At 74.7% G+C, this 24,515-nt stretch carries 22 protein-coding genes; 6 read left to right on the top strand and 16 right to left on the bottom strand.

Annotation, left to right across the window (positions count from 1 at the left end):
• Positions 1–91: 91 nt before the first annotated feature.
• Positions 92–625, top strand: coding sequence for a PH domain-containing protein (locus IG63_RS0107450; protein ID WP_036194693.1), 534 nt, complete (start codon positions 92–94; stop codon positions 623–625).
• Positions 622–2,238: a PH domain-containing protein gene (locus IG63_RS0107445; protein ID WP_051706341.1), complete on the top strand. Its 1,617-nt coding sequence runs from the start codon at positions 622–624 to the stop codon at positions 2,236–2,238. Before IG63_RS0107450 ends, IG63_RS0107445 begins: the two co-directional genes overlap by 4 nt.
• On the opposite strand, the gene IG63_RS0107440 is transcribed toward IG63_RS0107445, so the two are convergent.
• The 10 genes from IG63_RS0107440 to IG63_RS0107395 form a co-directional block, all read right to left on the bottom strand.
• Positions 2,186–2,947 carry an SDR family oxidoreductase gene (locus IG63_RS0107440; RefSeq protein ID WP_030483747.1) on the bottom strand — a complete coding sequence of 254 codons (762 nt, stop codon included), beginning with the start codon at positions 2,945–2,947 and terminating at the stop codon, positions 2,186–2,188. The two genes, IG63_RS0107445 and IG63_RS0107440, sit on opposite strands and share 53 nt — an antisense overlap.
• 32 nt (positions 2,948–2,979) lie before the next feature.
• Positions 2,980–3,630 carry a histidine phosphatase family protein gene (locus IG63_RS0107435; protein ID WP_030483746.1) on the bottom strand — a complete coding sequence of 217 codons (651 nt, stop codon included), beginning with the start codon at positions 3,628–3,630 and terminating at the stop codon, positions 2,980–2,982.
• Positions 3,630–4,727 carry a phosphotransferase family protein gene (locus tag IG63_RS0107430; protein WP_084596802.1) on the bottom strand — a complete coding sequence of 366 codons (1,098 nt, stop codon included), beginning with the start codon at positions 4,725–4,727 and terminating at the stop codon, positions 3,630–3,632. Before IG63_RS0107430 ends, IG63_RS0107435 begins: the two co-directional genes overlap by 1 nt.
• Entirely contained in the window at positions 4,724–5,500 is a 777-nt protein-coding gene (locus IG63_RS0107425) for an SDR family NAD(P)-dependent oxidoreductase (protein WP_036194691.1), read from the bottom strand. Before IG63_RS0107425 ends, IG63_RS0107430 begins: the two co-directional genes overlap by 4 nt.
• A 10-nt stretch (positions 5,501–5,510) precedes the next feature.
• The gene (locus tag IG63_RS0107420; protein WP_030483743.1) at positions 5,511–7,196 is read right to left on the bottom strand and encodes a DUF4012 domain-containing protein; all 1,686 of its coding nucleotides are present in this window, start codon (positions 7,194–7,196) and stop codon (positions 5,511–5,513) included.
• A gap of 102 nt (positions 7,197–7,298) precedes the next feature.
• Positions 7,299–7,586 (bottom strand): LPXTG cell wall anchor domain-containing protein, encoded by a 288-nt coding sequence (locus tag IG63_RS0107415; protein WP_030483742.1) that lies wholly within the window; start codon positions 7,584–7,586, stop codon positions 7,299–7,301.
• Positions 7,587–7,768: 182 nt separating this feature from the next.
• Positions 7,769–9,322: a hypothetical protein gene (locus IG63_RS0107410; protein WP_030483741.1), complete on the bottom strand. Its 1,554-nt coding sequence runs from the start codon at positions 9,320–9,322 to the stop codon at positions 7,769–7,771.
• The gene (locus IG63_RS0107405) at positions 9,297–10,004 is read right to left on the bottom strand and encodes an ABC transporter ATP-binding protein (RefSeq protein WP_036194685.1); all 708 of its coding nucleotides are present in this window, start codon (positions 10,002–10,004) and stop codon (positions 9,297–9,299) included. The genes IG63_RS0107410 and IG63_RS0107405 overlap by 26 nt, the downstream gene beginning before the upstream one ends.
• 164 nt (positions 10,005–10,168) lie before the next feature.
• Positions 10,169–12,346, bottom strand: coding sequence for a 3-hydroxyacyl-CoA dehydrogenase NAD-binding domain-containing protein (locus tag IG63_RS0107400; RefSeq protein ID WP_030483739.1), 2,178 nt, complete (start codon positions 12,344–12,346; stop codon positions 10,169–10,171).
• Positions 12,347–12,478: 132 nt separating this feature from the next.
• Positions 12,479–13,690 (bottom strand): acetyl-CoA C-acetyltransferase, encoded by a 1,212-nt coding sequence (locus IG63_RS0107395; RefSeq protein WP_030483738.1) that lies wholly within the window; start codon positions 13,688–13,690, stop codon positions 12,479–12,481.
• A gap of 138 nt (positions 13,691–13,828) precedes the next feature.
• On the opposite strand from IG63_RS0107395, the gene IG63_RS0107390 reads away from it, so the two are divergent.
• Together IG63_RS0107390 and IG63_RS21385 are read left to right on the top strand one after the other, a co-directional pair.
• A complete protein-coding gene (locus IG63_RS0107390) occupies positions 13,829–15,235 on the top strand; it encodes a serine hydrolase domain-containing protein (protein ID WP_084596869.1) in 1,407 nt (468 codons plus the stop codon).
• A gap of 69 nt (positions 15,236–15,304) precedes the next feature.
• Positions 15,305–15,958, top strand: coding sequence for a PepSY domain-containing protein (locus IG63_RS21385; RefSeq protein ID WP_030483736.1), 654 nt, complete (start codon positions 15,305–15,307; stop codon positions 15,956–15,958).
• Positions 15,959–15,993: 35 nt separating this feature from the next.
• Here IG63_RS21385 and IG63_RS0107380 read toward each other — a convergent pair whose 3' ends face one another.
• The 4 genes from IG63_RS0107380 to IG63_RS0107365 all read right to left on the bottom strand — a co-directional run bounded on the left by IG63_RS0107380 (position 15,994) and on the right by IG63_RS0107365 (position 19,717).
• Positions 15,994–17,154 carry a CaiB/BaiF CoA transferase family protein gene (locus tag IG63_RS0107380; protein ID WP_030483735.1) on the bottom strand — a complete coding sequence of 387 codons (1,161 nt, stop codon included), beginning with the start codon at positions 17,152–17,154 and terminating at the stop codon, positions 15,994–15,996.
• A 78-nt stretch (positions 17,155–17,232) separates the two neighbouring features.
• Positions 17,233–17,988 (bottom strand): amino acid ABC transporter ATP-binding protein, encoded by a 756-nt coding sequence (locus IG63_RS0107375; protein ID WP_030483734.1) that lies wholly within the window; start codon positions 17,986–17,988, stop codon positions 17,233–17,235.
• A complete protein-coding gene (locus IG63_RS0107370) occupies positions 17,985–18,839 on the bottom strand; it encodes an amino acid ABC transporter permease (RefSeq protein WP_030483733.1) in 855 nt (284 codons plus the stop codon). The genes IG63_RS0107375 and IG63_RS0107370 overlap by 4 nt, the downstream gene beginning before the upstream one ends.
• The gene (locus tag IG63_RS0107365) at positions 18,836–19,717 is read right to left on the bottom strand and encodes an ABC transporter substrate-binding protein (protein WP_030483732.1); all 882 of its coding nucleotides are present in this window, start codon (positions 19,715–19,717) and stop codon (positions 18,836–18,838) included. The genes IG63_RS0107370 and IG63_RS0107365 overlap by 4 nt, the downstream gene beginning before the upstream one ends.
• Before the next feature lie 108 nt (positions 19,718–19,825).
• On the opposite strand from IG63_RS0107365, the gene IG63_RS0107360 reads away from it, so the two are divergent.
• Both IG63_RS0107360 and IG63_RS0107355 read left to right on the top strand, forming a co-directional pair.
• The gene (locus IG63_RS0107360) at positions 19,826–20,386 is read left to right on the top strand and encodes a PadR family transcriptional regulator (protein WP_030483731.1); all 561 of its coding nucleotides are present in this window, start codon (positions 19,826–19,828) and stop codon (positions 20,384–20,386) included.
• Positions 20,383–22,419: an NADPH-dependent 2,4-dienoyl-CoA reductase gene (locus IG63_RS0107355; RefSeq protein WP_030483730.1), complete on the top strand. Its 2,037-nt coding sequence runs from the start codon at positions 20,383–20,385 to the stop codon at positions 22,417–22,419. Before IG63_RS0107360 ends, IG63_RS0107355 begins: the two co-directional genes overlap by 4 nt.
• A 7-nt stretch (positions 22,420–22,426) precedes the next feature.
• Here IG63_RS0107355 and IG63_RS0107350 read toward each other — a convergent pair whose 3' ends face one another.
• Positions 22,427–23,458, bottom strand: coding sequence for a hypothetical protein (locus IG63_RS0107350; RefSeq protein ID WP_030483729.1), 1,032 nt, complete (start codon positions 23,456–23,458; stop codon positions 22,427–22,429).
• A 62-nt stretch (positions 23,459–23,520) separates the two neighbouring features.
• Complete coding sequence (locus IG63_RS0107345; protein ID WP_030483728.1) at positions 23,521–24,513, bottom strand: glycine betaine ABC transporter substrate-binding protein; 993 nt, start codon at positions 24,511–24,513, stop codon at positions 23,521–23,523.
• Positions 24,514–24,515: the final 2 nt, after the last annotated feature.

The raw sequence follows: 24,515 nt of genomic DNA, 5'->3' as shown, positions 1-24,515 counted from the left end.
GACGGCGGGTGTCGCCGGAGACCCTAGTCGGGGGCGGCGACACCGCGCCGGGCCGCGTGGGCGGGCGGGGCCGGTCTGGGAGGGTGGAGCCGTGAGCACCCCCGCCGTCCCGCCGCCGGTACCCCCCGCCGGGGACGTCGACGTGCACGCCGCGCTCCGCGAGCCGGCCCACCAGGTCTCGCCCACGGCCCGAGCGCTGTGGGCGGTGGGCGCGGTGGTCCGCGGCCTGGTGCTGGTCGCGGCCCTGGTCGCGGCCGACCTGCTCGACTGGTGGGCGCTGCCGTGGTGGGGCTGGGCGCTGCTGGTGCCGGCGCTGGTGGCGTACGCCGCCCTGATGCCGCTCGTGCGCTACCGGGTGCACCGCTGGGAGAGCACCGAGACGGCCGTCTACACCCAGGTGGGCTGGCTCTCGCGCGAGCGCCGGATCGCACCGATGTCGAAGGTGCAGACCGTCGACCTCGAGCAGTCCCCCGTGGCGCGGGCCCTCGGGCTCGCCACCGTCACCGTGACCACCGCCTCGGCCGCCGGGCCGCTCACCATCACCGGCATCGACAAGCCGGTCGCCGACCGGCTCGTCGCCGACCTGACGCGTCGCACCGAGAGCGAGGCGGGGGACGCCACGTGAGCGACGCACCCCAGCCGCCCTCGCAGGAGCCCCAGCCGGAGTCCCAGTCGGTGCCCCAGTCGGAGCCCCCGGTCGCGCCGCCGCCGGTCGTGCCCTGGCGCCGACTCGACCGCCGGATGCTGCTGGTGCACCCGGTCAACGAGGCCGCGAAGTTCCTGCCGGTGCTGGTCGGCATCGTCGTGGTGGGCCGCGACTCGGGCGGCTGGCAGCTGCTCGGCCTCGCGATCCCCGTGGTGTGGGGGCTGTGGCGCTACGTGACGACCAGCTTCCGCATCACCGAGACCCACGTGGAGCTGCGCCGCGGCCTGCTCTCGCAGAAGGTCCTCACCGCCCGGCTCGACCGGGTGCGCTCGGTGGAGCTCTCCTCCAGCCTGATGCACCGCCTGCTGGGGCTGGCCAAGGTGCGCATCGGCACCGGGTCCGCGGCCACCATCACCGACGACAGCGGCTTCGAGCTCGACGCGCTGGGTCAGCAGGAGGCCCGCACGCTGCGCACCCAGCTGCTGCGCCTGGGCGAGCCCGCACCGGCGGTGAGCGAGCAGGGCGAGCCCGTGGCGCCCCCCGGCGACGAGGTGCTCCTCGAGCTGGACCCCCGGTGGGCCCGCTACGCCCCCTTCACCTCCTCGGGCAACGTGATCGCCGCCGGCGTGCTCGCGGCGCTCGGCCAGCTGGCCGACGCGCTCGGGCCCGAGGTCGTCGACCTGGGCTTCCTCGGACGGCTGGGCAGCGCGGCCGTGGTCCCGCTCGTGCTCGCGGTGGTGGCGCTGCTGGTCGTGCTCGGAGCCGTCTTCGGCGTGCTGGGCTACCTGGTGAGCAACTGGGGCTTCCTGCTCACCCGGCGGCCCGACGGCAGCTCCCTGCACGTCAGGCGCGGGCTGGTCACGACCACGGAGACCTCGCTGGAGAGCCGGCGCGTCCGGGGCGTCACGCTCGCCGAGCCCCTCGGACTGCGGCTGCTGGGGGCCGCCCGGCTCAAGGCGATGGTCGTCGGGGCCTCGCTGTCCGAGGGCGGCACCACCACGATCGCGCCCAACTGCCCCCGCCCCGTCGCCGTGGCCGCCGCCGAGCGCGTGCTGGGCTCTGCCTCGGCCCTCGCCGCGCCGCTCACCGAGCACGGTCCCGTCGCCCGCCGGCGACGGCTCTTCCGGGCGCTGGTCCCGACCGTCCTGCTGCTCGCCGGTCTCGCCGTGGCCGTCGTGCTGCTCGAGGTGCTCGCGTGGTGGGTGCTGCTGCCCGGGCTCGCGCTGCTGCCGCTGGCCTGGTGGCTCGCCGTCGACCGCTACCGCCGGCTCGGGCACGCCCTGGTCGACGGGCACCTCGTGGTGCGCTCCGGCACCCTGGCCGGGCGCCACGTCGCCCTCGACCTCGACGGCGTGATCGGCTGGCACGTCACGCAGACCTTCTTCCAGCGCCGCCAGGGGGTCGCGACGCTGGTCGCCACCACGGCCGCGGGCTCGCAGTCCTACGACGTGCCCGACCTGCCCCTCGCCACGGCCGCCGCCCTGGCGCTGCGCGCCGACCGGCGGCTGGTGGGTCAGTTCACGGAGCCGGGAAGTCTCCTCACACCATCCGCTTCAGCACCGGCAGCGGCGCGTGCCGCATCACCACGCTGAGGGGCGCCCACGGGAGCGGCGGCACGCAGGCCTCCGCCTTCTCCTTCTCCATCGCCTCGACCATGGCGTGGACGCCCTTCTCGGTGGAGACCAGGCCGGGCTTGCGGGCGCTGTCGGTGGCGTCGTTCATCTCCGAGGCGATGTAGCCGGGGTAGAGCACGGTGAAGGCGTAGGGCTCGCCCAGGAGCTCGAGCCGGAGCCCCTCGACCAGGTGGGCCACCGCGGCCTTGGTGGCGGCGTACGTCGTCATCGACCGCGGCAGTCCGCGCATCGCCGACATCGAGCTGACCATCACGAGGTGGCCGTGACCCTGCGCCCGGAAGACCTCCATCGCCGCCTCGGTCTGCGCGAGCGCGCCGAGGAAGTTGGTCACCGCGGTCTCGCGGTTGACGTCGTGGCGCCCGGTGCCGAGCGCCGCCCCCTTGCCGAGACCGGCGTTGACGACCACCCGGTCGAGCCCGCCGAGGTCGGCGGCGAAGGCCCGCGTCACCTCGAAGACCTGCGCGTCGTCGGTCACGTCCATCGCGCGCACCAGCACGCGGGCCTGCGGCGTGGCCGCCAGGATCTCCTCGCGCAGGGCCTCCAGCTTGTCGGTGCGCCGCGCGCACAGCGCCAGGTCGCGCCCCTTCGCCGCGAGCTGGCGGGCCATCTCGGCCCCCAGCCCACTGCTCGCGCCGGTGATGAGGATGCGCTGCCGCGTCGTCGCCATGGGCCCATCCTGCCGGGCGGCCCGCCGAGGGGTCAGCGGTAGGTGAGCAGGTCGGTGCCCTCGAGGTGGCCGTGGTCGTTGAAGGAGACCAGGGTGCTGCCGCGCCGGCCCACCACGACCTTGGTGACACCGGTGTTGACGCACACCACGTTGAGCCGTCGCCACAGCGACGCCGCGAGGGTCGCGTCACCGTCGGCGAGGAGGCTCGCGGCCACCCACGCGATGGCCCCTCCCGAGGTGACGACGACGGTCGTGCCGTCCCCCGGCGTACGCCGCAGCGCCTCGCCGACCCGGGCCGTGAAGGCCGCGAACGGCTCGTCGTAGGCGTCGCCGCCACCCATCCAGGCGTCGATCGCCTGCTCCAGCACCGCCTGGTAGGCGCGCTTGTCGGTGGGAGGACCGGCCGGCGGGTCCGGCATCCCCGCGAGCACGGCGACGTGGTCGAACTCGTCCCAGCCGGCGTCGACCCGGGACTCCGGCACGTCCAGCGACGCCGCGAGCGCCTCGGTGGTCTCGCGGTGACGCCGCAGGCCACCCCGCACCACCGCGTCGGGGCGCAGCCCTCGGGAGGCCCAGGCCCCGCCGAGCGCGCGGCCCTGCTCCCACCCGGTGGGCGAGAGCACGTCGTAGTCGTCGGCGGCCCACGACGCCTGGCCGTGCCGCACCAGCAGCAGCACACCCATCAGGCGTCGATGATCCGCAGGCAGCGCTGCTCGAGGTAGCGCGCGGCCGGCCCGAACTGGGCGTAGGTCTCGTTGGAGGTCTGGCCGTGGAAGTAGCGGTAGTGGATCTGCTGGGCGATGACGCCGAGGCGGAAGAGCCCGAAGACCTCGTAGAAGCGCCACTGCGCGTCGGTGAAGGAGCGACCGGTGGCCGCCCGGTAGTGGTCGACCACCTCGGCGCGGGTCAGCATGCCGGGCGCGGTGGTGGGCTGGCGGCGGAAGCCGAGCATGAAGTCGTCGTCGTCGGCCTGCACCCAGTAGGCGAGGGTCCCGCCGAGGTCCATCAGCGGGTCGCCGACGGTGGCCATCTCCCAGTCGAGCACGCCCACGACGTGCGTCGGGTCGTCGCGGTCGAGGACCAGGTTGTCGAAGCGGAAGTCGTTGTGGATCAGGCAGTGACCGACGTCGGCGGGCTGCTCGGCGTCCAGCCAGGACATCACCCGCTCCCCCGCCTCGCGCGACTCCGGGCCGACGTCGTCGGTGAGGGCGTCGCGCAGCCGGCGCGACCAGCCGCCGACCTGGCGCGCGACGTAGCCGTCGCCCCGGTCCATGGCCGCCAGCGGGGTGGCCGCGACGTCGACCGAGTGCAGCCGCACCAGCACGTCGAGGGCGTGGAGGCAGAGCTCGCGGGTCTGCCCGGGCGACAGCGACACCTCCGGCGGGAAGTCGCGCCGCGGGATCACGCCGTCGACGCGCTCCATGACGTAGAACTCCGTGCCGATCACCGACTCGTCGTCGCAGTGCGCGACCATCGCCGGCACCAGCGGGAAGACCTCCGCCAGCCCCTGCTGCACCCGGAACTCCCGGCCCATGTCGTGGGCGCCCTTGGCCTTCTGGCCCGACGGGGGCTTGCGGAGCACCAGGTCGTGAGCTCCGTCGCGCAGCGAGAAGGTCAGGTTGGACGCCCCGCCGCCGAACTGCCTCACCTCGACGTCGTCGGCCAGCGCGACGCCGCGGTCGGCGAGCCAGCGGCGTACGGCGTCGAGGTCGAAGGCGTCCTCGTCCCGCACCGCGCCGGTGTCCGCCACGGGATCCGCCCCGGGGTCAGACGGCGTCACGCGGGGTCACCTCCGAGGGCGTGCAGCCGCGCGGCCTGGCGCCGCATGGTCTCGTCGTACGCCGCGCGGTCGCGCAGCTTGAGCTCGTACGCCGCCCGCGCGGCCGGGTCGGGGAGGATCAGCTCGTCGCCGCGGTCGAGCCCCTCGAGCACGGCGGCCGCGATCTCGTCGGGCCCGAGCGGCGCCTCGGCGACCAGCTGCCGCATCACGCCGCCCAGCGCGGCGTCGGTGACCTGCAGGTCGTCGACCAGGCCGGTGCGGAAGTACGACGGGCAGACCACCGCGCAGCGCACGCCGTACGCCGCCAGCTCGTGCCCGGTGGTCTCGCTCAGCGCGACGACCGCCGCCTTGCCGGCGTTGTAGGCGGCCATGCCGGCGGGGTGCACCAGCCCCGCGAGCGAGGCGACGTTGACCACCAGGCCGGCGCGCTGCCGCTTGAGCAGCGGGGTGAAGGTGCGGGTGCCGAGCACGGCCCCCATGAGGTTGACCTCGAGGACGTCGCGCCACTCCTGCGCCGAGCACACCTCGAGACGACCGCCCCCCGCGACGCCGGCGTTGTTGACCAGCACGTCGAGGCCGCCCCAGGTGCGCTCCACCCAGTCGAGCGCGGCGACCCAGTCGGCCTCGGAGGTGACGTCGAGCCGGAGCGCGTCGTGGGGGCCGGAGACCTCGCGCCGGTCGGCGACGACGACCTCGTCGCCCCGCGCGGCGAAGGCGTCGGCCAGGGCCGCTCCGAGACCGGCGGCGCCGCCGGTGACCAGGACCCTCGCCATGCCGGGGACCCTACTCACACCGGGAGTTGGCCACGTCCTGGGTGGGTCCCCACGCCACGCTCGGCGTCCACTGCAGCCGGGGGTCACCGGTCTGCCCAGGGGCGCCGGTGAACTGCGCGACGACCTCCATCCGCTGACCGGGCTCGAGCTGGATCGTCCGCTGCGAGACCTGGCGGTCGTAGACGCGTCCCTCGGACACCCGGGTCGGCTCGCCGTCGATCTCCAGGCCGGTGAGCTCGCCCCCCTCGGGGGCGAACATGCGCAGCAGCATCCGGCTGTCGCCGCGCGGCGCCTTGCTGCCGTTGCCGGTGACGTACGGCGGCAGCTCGTCGACCGCCACCGGCACCCGGGACTCCACGCTCATCCGCGCCTCCACGAGCTGTCGCCCGTCGACGCAACCCCGCGAGGTGACCTCGGCGTCGTGGCGGGAGAAGAACTGGATCTTGGCCTCGGTGGCGTCGTCGAGGTAGAAGCCGACCTCCGGCCGCTCCTCGCTGCTCGGCAGCGCACCGGCGACCGCGAAGCCGTCGAGCCGGTCCTGCACCGCGCCGTCGGGGGTCCAGAACTGCAACCGCCGCTGCGAGGTCGACTCGGCCAGCACCCGCACCAGCTCGGCCTGGTCCCCGCGCGCCTGGAGCAGCGCGTCGAGGATGCCGCTCGCGGCGGCCTGGAAGAAGAGGTCCTGCCGGGCGGGGTCCTCGAAGCGGGCATAGGGCTCGAAGAGCAGCTGGCGCACGGCGGTGTCGGGTCGCAGCTGCTCACCAGCGGCCTCGATCGGGCCGGTCGCGCGCAGCACCTGGGCCAGGGTGACGGGGTCGAGGGAGAGCACGCCGTCGAAGGACCGGTCGCGGGCCGCCTCCGCGTGACGCACCCAGAGCGAGGCGGCACGCGGGAAGTCCGGGCTGAAGCCCGCGTCGCGGAAGTCGCGCACCAGCAGCGGCCCGAAGACCTCGCGCTCGCCCGGGAGCAGATCGGCGTAGGAGCCGGGCGGCCCCTGGAAGTCCTTCGCCGCGCCCTGGAAGCCGAGGCTCACCCGCCCGTCCTCGGCCTCGAGCACGGCCACCGAGCCCGGGAGACCCCCCGTGCTGCGGATCTCGGCGTTGTTCTGCACCACGAGCAGGTAGCTGCGGGCGCCGTCGGCGCCGAGCAGCCCGGGCAGGACATCGACCGCGGTGGCCGCCCCGCGCGAGCCGCTGGTGAGGGCGTCGAGGCGGTCGAGGAAACCCTCGGCGCGACCGGACAGCTCCCCGACCAGCTGGGCGGGCTCGACGTCGGCGACGGTGGCCGAGGCCCGCTCCGACGCCTCGGCGAGCCGCGAGAGCGGAGCCTGGAGCGAGGCGACGACCTCGAGGTCGACGGCACCGTCGGCGGTGCGCAGCCGCCCGTCGGCCACTGCCGCGAGCACCTCGATGCCGTCGGGCGCGACCACGGCGACCTGGTCGAGCGCGGCACTGAGGTCACGCACGGCCGCGGCGTCGTCGCCGAGCCACGGGAGCCACGTGGCCGCGTGCCAGAGCAGGCCGTCGGAGTGGCGGTGGGCGGTGCCGGCGCTGCGCTGCAGCTCGCGGGCGGACTGCCCGGCGCCGTCGACGTCACCCTCGGTCAGCTGCGTCTGCAGCCGCGCGGACGCCGTCTCGGCGGTGCGCAGGCTGAGCCCGGTGCGCACGACCTGGTAGGCGAGCACGCCGATGGCCACGACGAGCGCGACGACGACGAGCCGCGTCAGGACACGGCGACGCCGACCTGACCTGACCGGGACGGACTCGTCCCGGTCAGCGGCAGGAGACAACCGTTGGGGTCAGACGCGGGCGCGGCGACGCGAGGCCACGAGGGCGACGCCACCGACGGCGAGGAGCGCCGCGCCGCCGACGAGCAGCACGGTCTCGGGGCCACCGGTGGAGGGCAGCACACCGCTGCTGGGGCTCGAGCCGGCCTGGGTGCCGGAGTCGAGGGTGCCGGGGTTGACGTTCTCGTCGGAGGGGTTGTCGCCCCCGTAGCCGTCGGCGGCGTGAGCCGTGCCGACGAACCCGAGCGACATCATGGCCACGACCAGGGCGATGCCGAGGCCGGCAAGGATCTTCTTCATCAAAACTCCCCGTTAGGAAACGCGGCAGTGCACCGCTGCGGCGTCAGCATGACACGGGCCCGGGGGCCACGGCACCGCGGGGGGAGACCGCCGCCCACCCGACTAGACCGGCCGACTCGTGTCATGCTGCCCGACTTGCACAGGCCCAAACACCGTGATCCGGACCAAGGGGTCGCACCAGGTCAGCCGCTGACGCAAGCCACGACCCGGGCGCGGGAGACCGGGTCGGCCCAGGCGAGCGCGGTGCGCTCCCACCGCCGGCCCGACCAGGCCAGCATCGCGACGGCGATCGCGAGCACGAGCGGCACCGAGCCGATCCACGCCAGGCCTGTGAAGACGAGCGCGGTGGTGGTCGTGCACAGGGCCAGCCGCGCGCTGTAGCCGACCATGACCACCGGCGGCGCCGGGGTGGCGCGGGCGCTGCGCAGGTCGACGGCGTACGGCCGGGCCTGGCTCCAGCGCAGGCCCGCCGCCACGACCTGCACGCAGACCACGGCCAGGCACGCCGTCACCGCGACCGCCTCGGGCGGGGACGGCAGGCCCGAGCCCACGGCCACCAGCAGCACGGTCACGAGCCCGGCCCCGAGCAGCAGCTCGAGCAGCACCAGGCTGCGCGCGACGAAGACGGTGCGCGGCGCCACCGGCAGGCTCTCGCGCCACAGCGCCCCCCGCGCGTCGAGGCACCAGGCGTTGACGCCGAAGAGCAGCGCACCGCCGGCGGCCACCAGCCCGGGGAGCACCGTGGCGAGGTGCCAGGGCGTCCCCCCGGCCATCGCGACCAGCCCGGGCAGCACGGCGAGCACGGCGATGCCGCGCCGCAGCGGCACCGAGCGCCACACCGAGGCCCGGTCGACGCGCACCAGCGCCGCCAGGTCGGAGCGGGCATCGCTGCGCGCCGGGTGGCGGCCCGCCTCGAGGCCGAGCTCCGCGCGCATCGGCCGGTGCAGCGCCCAGCGCGCCGGGAGCACCCCGACGGACACCGCGGCCAGGCAGCCGGCGGCGAGCGCGACGACGTACGCCGCCCAGGGCCACCAGAGGCCGCCGGCGCCCGCGAGGACGGCGTCGAGCACCACACCGGTCGGGGCGCGGTCGAGCAGCGCCGTCTGCTGCCCGGTCGCGACGACGCCGGCGGCCGCAGCGACCATCAGGGCGAGCGCGATCCGGAAGCGGCGCGCGCCGCGCGGGCCGCGGCGCACGCCCTCGACGCACCAGCCGACCGCCTGTGCGAGCGCCGTCGCGAGCAGCACCCACAGCACGACGGGCAGCAGCGCCGCCGGGAGCCGGTCGGGCCCCACGGCGTACGACGTGGCGCCCAGGAGCAGCCACGACTGCAGCAGCCAGGCGACGTTGAGCGGGGCGAGCAGCAGGGCACCGAGGTGGTCGGCGGTGGTGGAGACCGGGAAGGCCACCGCCTCCTCGCGCGGCAGCAGCTCGCGGCCGCCGGCCGCCGCGACCACCGCCACGACGGCGAGGACGAGGAAGGCCAGGGCCATCGAGGGGAGCAGGGCGAGCACGTTGCCGGCGTCCGCCCGGGGCATGGGACCACCGAGGTACGCCGGTCCGGCCGCGGCGCCGACGGTCAGCGCGCCGACGAGCAGTGCCGCCCAGCGGAGCCGACGGCGACCCCGCTCCGGCAGCCCGGCACGACGGAGCTGCAGCAGCGCCCGCACGTCGGCGACCGCCGCACGGGCGCCCCCGACCGGGCCGCGCTCAGCCGAGGAGCGCGCGGTAGACACCCGCCCCCTCCTCGCCCGCCAGCTCCGCGGCCGGCAGCGCGGCGACCTGGGCCCCGCCACGGAGCACCAGGGCCACCTCGCACGCGGCCATCGCCAGCTCGCGCAGGTGCGTCGAGACGACCACCGTCGCGCCGCGGGCGCAGGCGTCGCCGATCGCCTCCATCGTGGCCTCGACACCGAGCGGGTCGACGCCGTCGAAGGGCTCGTCGAGCAGCAGCACCTCCGGCTCGTGGAAGGCCGCCAGCACCACCGACAGCCGGCGCGACATGCCGTGGCTGAAGCCGGAGGTCACGCGGTGGGCGACGTCTCCGAGGGCGAAGCGCTCGAGCAGGTCCCTCGCCCGCGGCTCCCAGGCCGTCATGCGCCGGAGCCGCGCCGCGAGCTGCAGGTGCTCCCACGGCGTCGCGCGCGGCACCAGCCCGCCGACGTCGGGGCAGTAGCCCGTGCGCAGCTTGACCGACATCGGGTCGCGCGCCACGTCCGTGCCCCCGACGTACACCTCCCCGGCCGTGGGCGGCACCACGCCGGCGAGCACCCGCATCGTGGTCGACTTGCCCGCGCCGTTGCGCCCGAGCAGCGCCGTCGCGTGCCCGGCGCCGACCTCGAGGTCGACCCCCTGCACCGCCGCGACCTCGCCGAAGCGCACCCACAGCCCCCGCACCTCGACCCCCGGCGTACTCACCCGCCCATGGTGACGGACAAAACGGACTTCGTGGGTGGTTTGGGCAGGTCGGCTCGGCCGCAAAGTCACTGGTCAACCAGTGAGACTTCCACTTCGCCAAGAAGATCTCCTTGGCGAAGCGGCGAAGTCACTGGTGAACCAGTGACTTCGCCTCCTCGGGCCGCCTACGCCGGGAAGCGCTCGCCCCGCTCGGCCATCTCGCGGAGGCGGGGGGTGGGGGCGAAGCGGTCGCCGTAGAGCTTGGTGAGCTGGTCGGCGCGCTCGACGAAGCCGGGGAGGCCGCGGCCGGTGGGGCCGTCGTAGCCCTGCATGAACTGCACCGTGCCGCCGGTGGGGGGCGGGTAGCCGATGCCCATGATCGAGCCGATGTTGGCGGCGGCGGCCGACTCGATGACGCCCTCCTCGAAGCACCGCGCGGTCTCGAGGGCCTCGATGAAGAGGTAGCGGTCCTTGAGGTCGTCGAGGTCGGCCGGCTCCTCCCGCGAGGGGAAGAGCTCGGCGAGACCCGGCCACAGCGAGCCGCGGCGGCCGTCGGCGTAGTCGTAGAAGCCGGCGCCGCGCAGCTTGCCGGGGCGGCCGGCCCCGAGCATCCGCTGCACCACGGCGGTGCCCGGGTGCTCGACGTACGACGGCCCCGCGGCGTCGGCGGTCGCCTTGGCGATCTTGGCCATCAGCTCGAGGTTGAGCTCGTCGGAGAGCTGCAGCGTGCCGACGGGGTAGCCCGCCTGCAGCGCGGCGCGCTCGACCGACATCGGGTGGACGCCCTCGGCGAGCATCGCGAGGCCCTCGTTGACCATCGTGCCGATGACGCGGCTGGTGTAGAAGCCGCGGCTGTCGTTGACCACGATCGGGGTCTTGCGGATCTGCTGGACGACGTCGAGCGCCTTGGCGACGGCCTCGTCGGAGGTCTGCTCGCCGCGGATGATCTCGACCAGCGGCATCTTGTCGACCGGGCTGAAGAAGTGCAGACCGACGAAGTCGGCGGGGCGGTCGACGTGCTCGGCCAGGCCGGTGATCGGCAGCGTCGAGGTGTTGGAGCACAGCAGCGCGTCGGGGGCGAGCACCGGCAGCACCTCGGCGTACACCTTGGCCTTGAGCGACGGGTCCTCGAAGACGGCCTCGATCAGCAGGTCGGCGCCGGCGAGGGCGTCGGGCTGCGTGGCCGGGGTGATCCGGGCGAGCACCTCGTCGGCCTGCTCCTGGGTGGAGCGGCCGCGCTCGACGGCCTTGGCCAGGATCTTCTCGCTGTAGGCCTTGCCCCGCGCGGCCGCCTCGTCGGAGACGTCCTTGAGCACGACCTCCATGCCGGCCTTGGCGCAGACGTAGGCGATCCCGGCGCCCATCATCCCGGCGCCGAGGACGCCGACCTTGCGGGCGGTGTACGCCGGCACGCCCTCGGGCCGCAGCGACCCGCCGTTGATGGCCTGCAGGTCGAGGAAGAAGGCCTGGATCATGTTCTTGCTGTTGGAGCCGGTGATGAGACCGGCGAGGTAGCGCGACTCGATCCGCGAGGCGGTCTCGACGTCGACCTGGGCACCCTCGATCGCGGCCGACATGATCGCCCGCTGCGCCGGGTAGTCGGCGCCCCTGAGCTGCTTGCGCAGCATCGCGGGGAAGGCGGGCAGGAACTGCGCGAGCTTGGGCGAGCTCGGCGTGCCGCCCGGCATCCGGTAGCCGTCGCGGTCCCACGGCTGGGTCGCGGCCTCGGCGTCGTCGGCGTGCTCGCGCACCCAGGCGCGGGCGCGGTCGAGCAGCTCCTCGGCGGGGACGACCTCGTCGACGAGGCCCTTCTCCTGCGCCTGCGCGGGCTTCATGCGCGGGCCCTGCAGCAGGACGTCCATGAGCGCGGTCTGGATGCCGAACATCCGCACGGTGCGGGTCACGCCGCCGCCGCCGGGCAGGAGGCCGAGGGTCGCCTCGGGCAGCCCGATCTCGTAGCGGCCCTCGGCGGCCACGCGGTGGTGGCAGGCGAGCGCGATCTCGAGCCCGCCGCCGAGCGCGGCGCCGTTGATCGCCGCCACGACGGGACGGCCGAGGGTCTCGAGCCGGCGCAGGTCGCGCTTGACCGACTCGACCTGGTGGAAGACCGCCTCGGCGTCGTCCGGGCCGGTCTGCAGCATGCCCTTGAGGTCGCCGCCGGCGAAGAAGGTCCGCTTCGCCGAGGTGACGACGACGCCCACGAGGTCGTCCTTCTCGGCGTGCAGCCGCTCCACGGCGTCGTGCATCGCGGCGGCGTACCGCTCGTTCATGGTGTTGGCGCTGGCCTGCGGGTCGTCGAGGGTGAGGGTGACGATCCCGTCGGCGTCGCGGTCGTAGCGGACGGCGGAGTGCTCGGTGCTCATCTGGTTCCTTCGGGTGTACGGCGCTGAGGTGCGGTTGTCGGTCGTCTCACCGGGTCTCGACACGCGCGGTCACGAGCTCGTGCCTCGCTCGTGCGCGCTGCTCGACCACCGATGAGCTGGTCTTCGCGTCGCTCAGACCAGCTCGACGACAGTGGCGATGCCCATGCCGCCGCCGACGCAGAGGGTGGCCAGGCCGCGGCGCAGGTCGCGGCGCTCGAGCTCGTCGACGAGGGTGCCGAGGATCATCGCGCCCGTGGCGCCCAGCGGGTGGCCCATCGCGATGGAGCCGCCGTTGACGTTGGTGACCTCGTGGTCGATGCCCATGTCGCGCATGAAGCGCATGGCGACAGCCGCGAACGCCTCGTTGATCTCCCACAGGTCGATGTCGTCGACCCCGAGGCCGGCCTTCGCCAGCGCCTTGCGGGCCGCGGGGGCCGGACCGGTCAGCATGATCGTCGGGTCGGCGCCCGAGACGGCCGCACCGACGATGCGGGCCCGCGGGGTGAGGCCGAGGTCGCTGCCGACCTGCTCGTTGCCTATCGCGACGAGCGCGGCGCCGTCGACGATGCCGGAGCTGTTGCCGGCGTGGTGCACGTGGTCGATGCGCTCGACCCAGTGGTACTTCTCCAGCGCGACGGCGTCGAAGCCGGCCTGGTCGCCGATCGCGGCGAAGGACGGCCGCAGCCTCGCGAGGCCCTCGACGGTCGACTCGGGCTTGATGAACTCGTCGTGGTCGAGCACCGTCACGCCGTTGCGGTCGGTGACCGGGACGACGCTGCCCGTGAAGCGGCCGTCGGCCCAGGCCTTGGCGGCACGGTGGTTGGACTCCACGGCGAAGGTGTCGACGTCCTCGCGGGTCCAGCCACCGAGGGTGGCGATGAGGTCGGCGCCAATCCCCTGCGGGACGAAGGAGGTGTCGAAGGCGGTGGCGGGGTCCATCGCCCACGCGCCGCCGTCGCTGGCCATCGGGACCCGGCTCATCGACTCGACGCCGCCGGCGAGGACGAGGTCGTCGAAGCCGCCGCGCACCCGCGAGGCCGCCTGGTTGACGGCCTCGAGACCGGAGGCGCAGAAGCGGTTGAGCTGCACGCCGGCGACGGTGTCGGGGTAGCCGGCGGCGAGCGCCGCGGTCTTGGCGATGTCGGCGCCCTGGTCGCCGACCGGCGTCACGACGCCGAGCACCACGTCGTCGACCCGGGCCGGGTCGAGCGAGGGGTTGCGCTCCTTGACGGCGTCGAGCAGTCCGACGACCAGGTCGATGGGCTTGACCTCGTGGAGGCTGCCGTCCTTCTTCCCCTTGCCGCGCGGCGTGCGCAGCGCGTCGTACACGAAGGCCTCGGCCATGTGACTTCCCCACTTCCGTCCAGGATCGGCGATGCTACCCGCCAGTACGTCCCGTTCAGTGTGACAGCACTTCTGTCATCGTCAACGGGGAGCCGTGTGGGCAAGGTCACCCGTGGCGCCGCGGCGTACGGTCGTCGCGTGGTCCTCCCCCGCAGCAGCCCCGCGGCGCAGGGCGTCGACTCGGCCGGCCTGCTCGACCTGCTCGACCGGGCCGAGCGCCCCGACCACGGCGACGGGCTCGGGCTGCACAGCCTGATGGTGCTGCGCCACGGCCACGTGGTCGCGGAGGGGTGGTGGGCGCCGTACGCCGCCGCGCGACCGCACCTGGCCTACTCGCTGTCGAAGACCTTCACCGCGACCGCGGTCGGCCTGCTGGTCGGCGAGGGCCTGCTCGAGCTCGACGACCCGGTCCTCAGCCGGCTGCCCCCGCTCCCGCACGCCCCGGGCTGGGAGGAGGTGCGGCTGCGCCACTGCCTCTCGATGACCGTCGGGCACGACACCGAGGCCTGGCCGCGGGTGCGGCCGCTCGACGGCGACCTGCTGCCGGGGGCGCTGGCGCTCCCCCTCGACCACCCACCCGGGGTGCACTTCGCCTACAACCAGGTGGCGACCTACCTGCTCGCGCGGGTCGTGCGGCACACCACCGGCCAGGAGCTCTCCGCGGTGCTGGCGACCCGGCTGCTGGGCCCCCTCGGGCTGCCGACGCCGCCGTGGCACCACGACCGGCAGGGTCACGAGCTGGGCTTCAGTGGGGCGCACGTGACGACCGAGACGATCGCCTGCCTCGCCCAGCTCCACCTCGACGGCGGCCGGTGGCAGGGCCGGCAGCTGCTCGACCCGGGCTGGGTCACCGAGGCCACCCGCGGCTTCGGGCCCCTCAACACCGAGCCCGACGCAGGCCCCGACTGGCGCCGCGGCTACGGCTACTCCTTCTGGCAGCAGCGCCACGGCTACCGCGGCGACGGCGCCTTCGGGCAGTTCCTCGTGGTGCTGCCCGAGCACGACGCGGTGGTCGCCACCACGGCCGAGAACGACCGGATGCAGGAGACCCTCGACGCGCTCTGGACCCACCTCGTGCCGGCGCTCGACGGGCGCACCTCGCCCGCCCGCGACCGCGAGCTGGCGCGACGCCTGGCCCGGGCCCGGATCCCCGCCGCCGGCGGCGGCGCCGGCGAGGAGGTGTCGGCCCCGGCCTCGGGCTCCGGGCGCCTCGCGGTCGGCGGCTACGACCGGGTGCAGCTGCGCGGGAGCACCCTCACGCTGCACGGCACCGCCGGCTCCCACGTCCTCGACGTGGGCGACGGCGGCTGGCGCGAGACCACGCTGACCTCGGGCGCGCGCTCGCTGCCGGTAGCCGCGAGCGGGGGCTGGGTGGGCGCCGACCACTACCGCGCCGTGGTGCTGCTGGTCGAGACGCCCCACCGCTTCACCGTCGACGTACGCCGCACCGCCACCGGCTGGGCGGCCGACCTGCAGTGGCGGCTGGTGCCGCTGCAGGGCGCCGACCCCTGGCGCACCGCCGTACGCCGGCTCCCGCACGCCTAGCGTGCTCTCATCTCGCCCTCATGTGAGGCTGGGAGCCTCGGGACGTCGGCAGGAGCAGGAGGTAGGGGCATGGACGGGCGCTCGTCCCGCGCGGTGCGCGGGACCCTGCAGCGCACCGCGGGCGCGGCCTGCCTCGCGCTCGTAGCCACGCTCTCGGCCTGCGGCGGCTACGAGCCGCCCGACCTGACGACTCGCGAGCCGATCCGGGTCGACAGCACCGCGCCCTCCTCGACCGCCCCGCCCTCCTCGTCGCCCCGGCCCTCCGGCGACGCGAGCGCGACGGGAGCGCCGTCGCCGAGCGCGACGGCGTCCGCTGCTGAGCCACCGGCCGTGGCGGCCGCCCGGGTGGCCGCGACGGCGGGCCGTGGCACGCCGGTCGCGGTCGAGCGGGTGGACGACGGGCCGAGCTGGGAGTTCACGGTCGTCGACGCCGAGGGCCGCGAGGTCGTGGTCGCGGTCGCCGGGGATCCCGCGCAGGTGCAGGGCGGCCCGGTCGTCTCGGTCGACGACGACGACGACGCGGAGGACCGGCAGCTCGTGGCCTCCGCCCGCGTCGGGATGGCCCGCGCCGTGCGCGCCGCGCTGCGCACGCAGCCGGGGGCGCGCCTGGAGTCGGCCAAGCTCGACGAGGACGACGGCGTGGCCGCGTGGGAGATCGAGCTGAGCAGCGGCGCCGAGGTGCTCGTCGACGCCCGCACCGGCATGGTGCGCGTCGAGGACTGAGCCGGCCCCGCGCGGCTCCAGGCCCGGATCCGGGCTCAGTCCGGCTGGACCGCCACCCCCCGCTCGAGCAGCCCCGCGACGTCGGTGACGCCCCACGCGGTGAGCGCCGCGCGGGTGTCGGCGCCGGCCACCGGGGCGGGCGGGCGGGTGAGCGAGGCCGGCGTGCGGGAGAAGCGCGGCGCGGGGGCCGGCTGGGTCAGCCCCCCGTGGTCGACGAAGGTGCCGCGAGCCGCCACGTGGGGGTGCTGCGGCGCCTCGCTCATCGTCAGCACCGGGGCGACGCAGGCGTCGGTGCCGTCGAAGAGCGCGGTCCACTCCGCGAGCGTGCGGCGGGCGAAGGTGTCGGCGAGCAGCTCACGCAGCGCCGGCCACGTGGCGGGGTCGTCGCGGTCGGGCACGTCGGTGAGCTCCAGCAGGCGCACCAGCTCGGCCCAGAACTGCGGCTCCAGCGCGCCGACGCTGACGTGCCGGCCGTCGGAGGTCTCGTAGAGGTCGTAGAAGGGCGCCCCGCCCTCGAGCAGGTTGACCGCGCGCTCCTCGCGGTGGTGCCCGGCCGCGACGAAGCCGGAGGTCATCGCGTTGAGGTGCGCGGTGCCGTCGACGATCGCGGCGTCCACGACCTGGCCCTCCCCGCTGGCCCGCGCCTCCCAGAGCGCCGCGAGCAGGCCGACCACGAGGTAGGTCGAGCCGCCGCCGAAGTCGCCGACCAGGTTGGCGGGGAAGTGCGGGCGCCGCGGGTCCTGGCCCAGGCCGAAGAGCGCGCCGGTGAGGGCGACGTAGTTGACGTCGTGGCCGGCGGCGCGCGCGAGCGGGCCGTCCTGGCCCCACCCGGTCATCCGGCCATAGACCAGTCGCGGGTTGCGGGCCAGGCACTCCTCGGGACCGATGCCCAGCCGCTCCGTCGTCCCCGGGCGCAACCCCTCGACGAGGAGGTCGGCGTCGGCGACCAGGTCGAGCACCACGCCCGCGGCCTCGGGGTGCTTGAGGTCGAGCGCGACGCTGGGCCGACCCCGGTTGAGCAGGTCGGTCGCACCCCCGGTCATGAGGCTGCCGCCCGGCCGCTCGACGCGGACGACGTCGGCGCCGAGGTCGGCCAGCAGCATGCACGCGTGCGGCCCCGGCCCGATGCCGGCGATCTCGACCACCCGCACCCCGCGCAGCGGCCCGGTCCCCTGTCCCAGCTCGATCTCACCCATGCGCGCGATCATGACAGGTTCACTGTCACGGTCGCGCGCAGCGGGCCCCGGCGGCAGACCGGGGTGGGCGTACGTCGCTCAGGGGGCCGCGGCGTCGGGGAGGACGCGGCGCAGGAAGGCGCGGGTGCGGGGCTCGCGGGGGTCGACGAGGACCTGCGAGGGCGGGCCCTGCTCGAGGATCCGGCCGCCGTCGAGGAAGCAGACCGTGGTGGCGACCTCGCGGGCGAAGGCCATCTCGTGGGTGGCCAGCACCATCGTCATGCCGCGCTCGGCCTCGGCGCGGACGACGGCCAGGACCTCGCCGACCAGCTCGGGGTCGAGCGCGGCCGTGATCTCGTCGAGCAGCAGCACCCGCGGCTGCGTGCACAGCGCCCGGACCAGCGCCACGCGCTGCTGCTGTCCGCCGGAGAGGGCGTCGGGGTGGGCCGCGGCCTTCTCGGCGAGCCCGAACCGCTCGAGCAGGGCGTGGGCGCGGGCCTCGGCCTCGGCGCGCGTGACGCCGTGCACCCGCACCGGGGCGAGCGTGCAGTTGGCGAGGACCGAGAGGTGGGGGAAGAGGTTGTAGGCCTGGAAGACCATGCCCAGTCCGCTCTGGCGCGCCTCGCGCGCGTCGACCCGCGGGTCGGAGACCTCGCGCCCGTCGAGCAGGATCTCGCCGTCGTCGACCTCCTCGAGCAGGTCGAGGCAGCGCAGCAGCGTCGACTTGCCCGAGCCCGAGGCGCCGATCAGGCACACCACGTCGTGCGGGTGCACGTCGAGGTCGATGCCGTCGAGGACGACGCGGTCGCCGTAGGCCTTGCGCAGGCCGCGCGCCGAGAGCACCGGCGCGGTCACCGGCCGCGCTCCCGTCGCATCGCCCGCCGGCCGAGCCAGTCGGTGAAGCGCGCCAGCGGGATCGTCAGGGCCAGGAAGAGGCAGGCGGCGACCACCATCGGGGTGAAGTTGAAGTTGTAGTTGCCGTAGTCCTGCGCCCGGAAGACGGCCTCGAAGACGCCGAGCACGGCGAGCAGCGCGGTGTCCTTCTGCAGCGAGACGAAGTCGTTGAGCAGCGGGGGCGCCTGGCGTCGCAGCGCCTGCGGCAGCACGACGTGGCGCATCGTCTGGGTCCGGCTCAGCGCCAGGGCCTCGGCCGAGGCCAGCTGCGAGGGATGCACGGCGTCGATGCCCGCGCGCACCACCTCGGCGACGTAGGCGCCGTACGACAGCACCAGGGCGGTGGTGCCGAGCCAGAAGACGCTGGTCGTGACACCGGCGAACTGCAGCGCCGGCACCCCGATCCCGAGGAGCAGCACCACCAGCAGCGTCGGGATGCCGCGGAAGACGTCGGTGTAGACGACGGCGAGCAGCCGCAGCGGCGTCAGCCACGGCGAGACCGTGGTGCGCAGCACGGCGACGAGCACGCCGAGCGCCAGGATCAGCGGCTCGGCGATCAGGAAGCTCGCGACGTTGAGCGCGAAGCCCTCGAGCACCAGCGGGAAGGACTCCCACGCGTGGTACGGCGAGAAGAAGAGGTCGCGCACCCGCGGCCACCCCGGCGAGGTGACCACCAGCCAGGTCGCCACCGCGACCACCGCGACCGTGACGGCCGCCGCGACCGTCCCGCGCCGCCGGCGGTCGCGGCGCCGGACGCGACGCCGCTCGAGCTCACGGGCGCTCGGCGTCCAGGTCGGCGCCGGCAGGGTCACTGCAGCACGGGCACGTCGACGGTCTCGGAGAGCCACTCCTGCTCGAGCTCGGCGAGGGTGCCGTCGTCGCGCAGCGCCGAGACCGCCTCGTCGACGCACGGCGTCAGCGGCGAGTCCTTCTCGAGCAGCAGGCCGAACTCCTCGGTCTCGCCCTCGGGCTGCTCGAACTGGCCGACCACCGCCGAGCCCTCGATCTCGGCGCCGGTGATGTAGAAGGCCGTCGACAGGTCGGCGACGATCGCGTCGAGCTGGCCGTTGAGCAGCTGCTGCTTGGCGATGTTGGTGTTCTGCAGCACCACCGGCTCCGCGTCGGGCTGCACGACCTCGCGCAGCGCCGTGAGGCTGGTGGTGCCCGTCTGCGCCCCGAGCCGCAGGCCCTTGAGGTCCTCGATCGACCCGGGCTCGACGCCGGAGTCCTCCAGCGCGACGACCGCCTGCGAGGCGGAGTAGTAGCCCTCGGAGAAGTCGACGACGCGCTCGCGCTCCGGCGTGATCGAGATCTGGTTGATGTCGAAGTCGAACTTCTTCGGGCCCGGCGCGTAGGAGGTGTTGAAGGGCTGCTCGACCCAGGTGACCTCGTCCTCGCCGAAGCCGAGCTGCTCCGCGACGGCGTACGCCACGGCCGACTCGAAGCCCTCCCCGTTGTTGGGGTCGTCGCCGGAGAACCACGGCTCGTACGCCGGGGTGTCGGTGGCGATCGTCAGCACGCCGTCCTCGAGCAGGTCGAGGCTCTCCGGTGCGCAGTCGCTCGCCTCGGCGCTCTCGCTGGCGTCGTCGGCCGCGCCCTCGCTGTCGGTCTCCGGCGGCGAGCCGCAGCCCACGGCGACCACGAGCAGGAGGGGGGCGAGGACGGCGACGGGGCGGCGGAGCAGGCGCATGGCGAGATCGTAGGACTCGCGGGGTGTGCCACCGGCCGCGTCCCGTCCGTGAGACGGGTGGTCCGCACCACCTTGTGCAACTCGTTGCACAGCGGGCACACTGCCGCCATGTCGCTCGAGCACGCGCTGCTGGTCTCGCTGCGCGAGCGTCCGGGCACCGGCATCGAGCTCGCCCGCCGCTTCGACCGCACGGTCGGCTTCTTCTGGCAGGCCACCCACCAGCAGATCTACCGCGTGCTCCGACGCATGGAGGGCGACGGGTGGCTGGCCACCACCGCCGGCGAGGGACGCTCGACCGAGAGGTGCTACGACCTCACCGACGCGGGCCGGGCCGAGCTCGCCCGCTGGGTCGCCTCGCCCACCGGGGTCGAGCCGCTGCGCTCGGAGGTCGCGGTGAAGATGCGCGGGGCGGCGTACGGCGACCGCGCGGCGCTGCTCGACCAGCTGCGCGGCCTGCGCCTGGAGCACCAGGCCCGGCTGGCGCACTACGAGCAGCTCGAGCGCGAGCAGTTCCCCGACGCTCCCCCCGCCACCGACCACGCGCGCGACGTGTGGCTGGTGCTGCGCGGCGGCATCCGGCAGGAGCGCTACTGGATCGACTGGCTCACCGACTACCTCGAGGCGTGGGCCTCGACCGACGCGACCGCCCCCGGAGGAGACGCCCGATGACCCAGCCCACCCAGCCCGGCCAGCCCTACCCGCACCTGCTCGCCCCCCTGACCATCGGCGGGCTGACCCTGCGCAACCGCGTGGTGATGGGCTCGATGCACACCGGGCTGGAGGACCACGCCTGGGACCTGCCCAAGCTCGCGGCGTACGCCGCCGAGCGCGCACGGGGCCAGGTCGGGCTCATCGTGACGGGCGGCTTCGCGGTCTCCAAGCGCGGCTGGCTCAAGCCCTTCGCCGGCGAGATGACCTCCCGGATGGACGCCGCCCGTCACCGCCAGGTGACCGGCGCGGTGCACGACGAGGGCGGGGCGATCGCGCTGCAGCTGCTGCACGCCGGCCGCTACGGCTACACGCCGATCTCGGAGTCCGCGAGCGCGGGCAGGTCGCCGATCACGCCCTTCACCGCGCGGGCGATGAGCAGCAAGCAGGTCGACCGCACGGCGACGGCCTTCGCGGAGTCGGCTCGGCTCGCGCAGAAGGCCGGCTACGACGCGGTCGAGGTGATGGGCTCCGAGGGCTACCTGATCAACCAGTTCCTCGCCGCGCGCACCAACCACCGCGACGACGCCTGGGGCGGCACCGCGACCCGGCGGATGCGCTTCCCCGTCGAGGTGGTGCGCCGCACCCGCGAGCTGGTCGGCGACGACTTCCCGATCGTCTACCGCCTCTCGCTGCTCGACCTCGTCGAGGACGGGCAGACCTGGGAGGAGACCGTCGAGCTCGCGCTGCTGCTGGAGGACGCCGGCGCGTCGGTGATCAACACCGGCATCGGCTGGCACGAGGCCCGGGTGCCCACGATCATCACCCAGGTGCCGCGCGGCGCCTGGTCGTGGACGACGCGCCGGCTCCGCGAGGAGCTCACCATCCCGGTCTGCGCCTCCAACCGCATCAACACCCCCGAGCTGGCCGAGCAGCTGCTCGCCGACGGCACGGCCGACCTGGTCTCGATGGCCCGGCCGCTCCTGGCCGACCCCGAGTTCGTCGCCAAGGCGGCGCAGGGGCGTGCCGACGAGATCAACACCTGCATCGCCTGCAACCAGGCCTGCCTCGACCACGTCTTCGACAACGTGCGCGCCTCCTGCCTGGTCAACCCGCGTGCCTGCCACGAGACCGAGGTCGTGCTGCTGCCGCTGCCCGCCGCCCGGCGGCGCTCGGTCGCCGTCGTGGGTGCCGGTCCCGCGGGGCTCTCCGCCGCCTGCTCCTACGCCGAGCGCGGCTGCGCGGTGACGCTGCTGGAGGCCGACGCCGAGATCGGCGGCCAGTTCCGCCTGGCGATGCGGATCCCCGGCAAGGAGGAGTTCGCCGAGACGCTGCGCTACTTCACCCGCCGGCTCGAGGTGCTGGGCGTCGACGTCCGCCTCGGCACGCGCGCCGACCTCGAGGAGCTGGCGGCGTACGACGAGGTCGTGGTCGCCACCGGCGTCGAGCCGCGGATCCCCGACATCCCCGGCATCGAGCGTGCGGTGCCGTACGCCGACGCGCTGCTCGGCGCGCGCGAGCTCGGCCCCCGCGTCGCGGTGATCGGCGCGGGCGGCATCGGCGTCGACGTCGCCCACTGGCTCACCCACGTGCCCGAGACCACCGACGAGTGGCTGGCGCACTGGGGCGTCGGCGACCCGTCGCTGCACCGCGGCGGCCTGACCGAGCCCAAGCCGCGGGAGTCGGCCCGGGAGGTCTGGCTGGTGCAGCGCAAGACCACCCCGATCGGCGTCGGGCTCGGCAAGACCTCGGGCTGGGCCCACCGCGCCGTGCTCAAGCAGTCGGGCGTGCGGCAGGTGCGCGGCGCGACGTACGACCTGGTCGACGAGCGGGGCCTGCACCTGCGCGTCGACGACGTGCCGCAGCTGCTCGAGGTCGACGACGTCGTCGTCTGTGCGGGCCAGGAGTCGGTGCGCGACCTCTACGACGACCTGCTCGCCGCGGGCCGCGAGGCCGGCCGCACGGTGCACCTGATCGGCGGGGCCGACCTCGCGGCCGAGCTCGACGCCAAGCGCGCCATCGACCAGGGCCTGCGCCTGGCCGCCTCCCGCTGAGCCCCCCTCAGGGGGTGCGCCGCGCGCGGAGCCAGGCCCCGAGCAGCGAGGCGAGCAGCAGGGTGACGCCGGTGAGCAGGACGGCGCCGACGGCACCGAGCCCGCCGTCGGTCCAGTCGGTGACGGCCTCGGGGACGACGACCGTGACGGCGACGACGGCGACCGCGAGGTAGGGCCAGGAGTGCCGGGTGACGTAGGCGAGCATCCCGCCGACGACGACGCCCGCGGTGAGCAGGTAGGCCAGCCAGGACCAGTCGGAGTCGAAGACCGGGACCTGGGCGGCGACCAGGGCGAGGGCGACGCCGAGCACCCGGGCGACAACCGGCTCGCCGAAGGTGCCCCGCTCGGCCAGCGCGAGCCAGCCGAGGGCGGTCACCAGCAGCGCGAGCGCCAGCGCGGGCGCCTCGACGTCGCTCGGGACCGGTCCGACCAACGTGGCCGCGACCGTGGTCACCGCCGCGCCCGTGCCGAGCAGGCCGAGGGCGGTGGGGGCGAGCCGGTAGCCCACCACCACGACGACGAGGCCCGCGAGGGCCGCGCTCAGCGTGGTGAGGTCGAGGCCGGGGTCCTGCCAGTCGGGGGTGCCGCCGGCGCGGTCGACCACCAGGCCGACCAGGCCCGCGATCGCCATGGCGGCGCCCGTGAGCAGCGTGCCGGCCAGCCGGCGGCGACCGTCGTGCCCGGTGCCGGCGACGACCAGGCCGATCCCGCCCGCGGCCAGCGCGAGGCCGGCGACGGCGAGCAGCGTCACCTGCGCGCCGAAGGAGAGGTCACCCCAGAAGGTCAGCCCGAAGAGACCCCCGGCGGCCAGCACGAGCGCCGTGCCGAGGTAGGCGACCACCTCGATGAGGGACGACGTGCCCTGCGCCGTTCGGCGCTCGCCCGGGTGCCGCAGCGCCGCGACGACCACGTCGCGGGCGCGCTCCCGGACGGCGGGATCGAGGAGCCGGGCGTCGACCAGGGCGTCGACGACGTGGTCGGCCGGGGCGGTCGACGGGGTGGCCCTCGGGGCCGCCGCGGGTGCGGGTGCGGTGCTCATGTGCTGATGGTGGACCAGCCGAGGGCGGGGACGCCATGAGCACTTCTACTCAACCTGCCGGGTCACTCGTCCTCGACGAAGCCCTCCGACTTCAGCCAGTCGTAGGCGACCTCGGCGGGCTCGCGACCGTCGACGTCGATCTGGGCGTTGAGCTCGATGAGCACCTCGTCGGTGAGCTCCTCGGTGACCGGCGCCAACAGGTCCTCGATCTGCGGGTACTCCTGGTAGACCTCGTCGCGCAGCACCATCGAGACGTTGTACTTCGGGAAGAACTCGCGGTCGTCCTCGAGCACCTTCAGGTCGAGGGCCAGGATGCGCCCGTCGGTGGTGAAGACCTCGCCGAAGCTGCAGTCGCCGCCGGCCGTGGCGTCGTAGATGGCCCCGGTCTGGAGCACCAGCAGGTTGTCGCGCGGCACGCCGTCGCGCTCGCCGAGCGGGACGTCGTAGGTCTCGAGCATGCCGGGCAGGCCGTCGGGGCGGTTGAGCAGCTCGGACTCCACGCACATCGTGCGCTCCTCGACCGGCACGTCGGCCAGCTGCGAGAGCCGGTCGATCCCGCCGAGACGCTCGTCGGTCTCCTCGGTCACGGCGAAGCCGTAGGTGTTGTTCATCGGCGCCGGCGGCAGCCAGGCGAGGTCGTTCTCCTCCAGGTCGCGGTCGCGGACGGCCTCGTACTGCTCCTGCTCGTCCGGGATCGGCTCCTGCTCGCCGAGGTAGGTGATCCAGCCGGTGCCGGTGTACTCCCACATGGCGTCGATCTGGCCGTCGAGCATCGCCTGGCGCGCGGAGGCGCTGCCGGGGATGTTGGTCAGGTCGGTGACGTCGGCGCCCGCCGACTGCATCATGATGATCGCCATCTTGCCGAGCAGGATGTTCTCGCTGAAGTTCTTGGAGCCCACGGCGATCGAGGCGCCCTCCAGCGACTCCACGTCGGCGACGTCGCCCACCAGCTGCCCGGTCGGCACGAAGCCGCCGGCGGTGGGCAGCCCGCAGCCGGAGACGAGCGCCGAGAGCGACAGCGCGAGGCCGGTCAGGACGGAGGTACGGCGGCGCACGG

This window comes from Nocardioides aequoreus (assembly GCF_000720335.1).
Taxonomy (GTDB): Bacteria; Actinomycetota; Actinomycetes; order Propionibacteriales; family Nocardioidaceae; genus Marmoricola; species Marmoricola aequoreus.
Note: the sequence above shows the minus strand (reverse complement) of the source record. Positions and strands in the feature narration are given on the sequence as shown.